The following is a 2,381-nucleotide window of genomic DNA, read 5'->3' on the forward strand; positions in this document are numbered from 1 at the left end:
GAAGAGTTCCGCGATCTCTCCCCAGCGCGCAGCCGGGTCGGCAGTGATGGTGGCGATCGTGTCCTCGAACGCGCGCCACATCGCTTCCGTCGCGAGTTCGTAGGCGTGACCCCAGAAGTAGAACACGCCGCCGTCTCGCGCGCGCTCGTAGCGCTCGTGGAAATCGGCCGCAAGAAAGTGACACGTCGGATGGAATGCCATCGCGTCGCGTGGCGGAAACGGGCGATCGCTGCTGCCAACGGTGCGCGCATAGACGTGTCCGGTCTCGCGCACGGCGTCCATCACCCGCGCGTCGTAAGTGCCGAAGGGATAGGCGAAGCCGCACACGTCCTGGGCGAAGAACTGCTGCAGACGCTCGCGTCCTTCGCCGATCTCGCGCTCCATTTCCGCTGTCGACAGGTGATCGAGATGCGGATGCGTCAGGCTGTGATTGGCGATGGTGAATCCGGCGTAGATCTCGCGCATCTCCCCCCAGGCGAGCCGCATCACCTCGCGCTCGCGGTAGCGGAAGCTCGGCGCGCGCCGCGCCTCGTGCAGCCCGGCATTCAGGTTGAAGGTGGCCTTCGCGCCGTGACGCCGCAGAATGTCGATAAGACGCACGTCGTCCGTCACGCCATCGTCCCAGCACTGCACAACGGTGAGCACGCCGGAAGACATCCGACACATCTTCAGTCGGAGAACGTCACCGCAAGACCGGGGAGCCCGATGCCGCGAAGCTCCGATTGCCAGGTCTCTCCGGCGCGGACCGTCCGCGCAGCGGTGAGTGTGCCGGTCGTCACTACTTCGCCTGCTCGTAGCGGCGCTGCTTGAGGCTGCGTGGCAAGCACGCTGACGAGATGGGCAACGGCAGCCAGTGGGCTGCCCAGCGCGTTTGCCCCTTTGCCGACCTCTTGCTCCTGACCGTTGCGCGACAAAGTGATTGTGAGGTCTTCCAGCGCCGCGGCGAGTTCCTCACCGAGTGTCGCCACGGGCTGTGCAGGGCCGACCAGGAGTGCGCCGTGCAGGGCCCAGTCGGCGACGGTGTCCGGTGCCTGGAACTTCCAGCCCCTGAAATGCGACTGCACGATCTCGAAGCCGTGCGCCACCCAGTCGATGCAGCCGAGGAGCGTCTCGGGACTCGCATCGAGTGCTGGCGTGCGGCAGAAATGCAGAACGATCTCCGGCTCGATCTTGGGCTCGACGAAGCGCGCCAGTCCGCAACTCGCGCGGGTATCGCGCAGTTGAACGACGGTCGTGTCGTAGACGTGCGCCCAGATCGGCGCGCGAACGCCGTACCTGTCCCACATGGCCGGGTTGGTGAAGCCGATCTTGCGACCAACCGGCCGGGCGCCCTCTGCCACACGCGCGCGATGAATCCGGTTCGCGACATCGTAGGCAGTCGCCAGATCGAAGTCGGGCAGGCGCTCCGTGAAAAGCTCGACATGCCGCGCTGCATCCTGCGCGGCTTTCATCTCTCGTGCGAGCGCATCCAGGTCAGGAACTTTCGGCATGGCGCGGGCGAGCGTAATTGGCCGAACCTCACGGCTTGCGATAGAGCACCATCTGCGTGCAGCGGAAAAGCGCGATGGTCTTGCCCGATTCCCGGTGGGTCACCACGGCGTCCCACACCTGGGTCGTCTTTCCCAGATGCGCAGGCCGCGCCACACAATCGAGGGTGCCATCCAAAGCTGTGCCTACATGATTCGACTTGAGCTCGATGGTCGTGAAGCCGGCCGCACCCTCCGGCAAGTTGAGATAGCAGCCGATGCCCGCGGCGGTGTCCGCGAGGGTGACGACGCTGCCGGCGTGCAGGAAACCGTTCGGTGCCAGCAGGGCCGGCCTCACGGTGAGTTCGGCCCGCACCTCCGATGCGCTCGCCTGCGTGACGACGAGCCCGAGGTGACCCGGCAGATTCTTCGCGGCCACCCGGTTGAACGTCTCCGGGGTAAGCGCCTGCGATTCGTGCGTGCTCATTCCCGCAGCCACCCGTCGCGGCGGCGCGTCCGACTATGCGCCGCACTCACGAACAATGGTTGATCTCCACCGTGACGTGCGCGATCTCTTCATGGATCTTCAGAGCCGAGCGTACGCGCTCGGGGGTGATTGACCCGTCATGGGTGACGATCGCCAGAGCAACGGAGTACGCCGCCTTGCCGACCCGCCACACATGCAGATCCGCGAGACGCGCATGCCCCGCGGAGAAAGTCTCCTCGATCGCTTCCCGGATCTCGGCCACCACGCCGTGGTCCATTTCGCGGTCCAGCAGCACCTTGCCGGTATCCGCCATCAGACCCACCGCCCAGACGATGATGAGCCCGGCACCGACGATCCCCATGAGCGGATCGAGCCACGCCCAGCCGTACAGCCACCCTCCGATCAGCGCGACCACCGCCAGTATCGAC

General features: G+C 65.9%; 4 protein-coding genes. All 4 read right to left on the reverse strand.

Annotation, left to right across the window (positions count from 1 at the left end; all coding sequences use genetic code 11):
* Positions 1-657 (reverse strand): polysaccharide deacetylase family protein (locus tag JNK68_16815; protein MBL8542006.1); only part of this gene is annotated, 657 nt, incomplete at its 3' end.
* Positions 658-668: 11 nt separating this feature from the next.
* On the reverse strand, positions 669-1,490 hold the full coding sequence (locus tag JNK68_16820; GenBank protein ID MBL8542007.1) for a fumarylacetoacetate hydrolase family protein: 822 nt from the start codon (positions 1,488-1,490) through the stop codon (positions 669-671).
* Between the two features lie 28 nt (positions 1,491-1,518).
* Positions 1,519-1,953, reverse strand: a complete 435-nt coding sequence (locus tag JNK68_16825) for a PaaI family thioesterase (protein ID MBL8542008.1) — start codon at positions 1,951-1,953, stop codon at positions 1,519-1,521.
* A gap of 46 nt (positions 1,954-1,999) precedes the next feature.
* Positions 2,000-2,368: a cation transporter gene (locus tag JNK68_16830; protein ID MBL8542009.1), complete on the reverse strand. Its 369-nt coding sequence runs from the start codon at positions 2,366-2,368 to the stop codon at positions 2,000-2,002.
* Positions 2,369-2,381: the final 13 nt, after the last annotated feature.

It is taken from the genome of Betaproteobacteria bacterium, from assembly GCA_016791345.1.
In the GTDB taxonomy this organism is placed as follows: Bacteria; Pseudomonadota; Gammaproteobacteria; order Burkholderiales; family JAEUMW01; genus JAEUMW01.

What these genes read in the sequence shown, in the direction of transcription:
- JNK68_16825 (MBL8542008.1), bottom strand. Translation starts at nt 1,953, where the DNA reads ATGAGCACGCACGAATCGCAGGCGCTTACCCCGGAGACGTTCAACCGG.
- JNK68_16820 (MBL8542007.1), bottom strand. Translation starts at nt 1,490, where the DNA reads ATGCCGAAAGTTCCTGACCTGGATGCGCTCGCACGAGAGATGAAAGCC.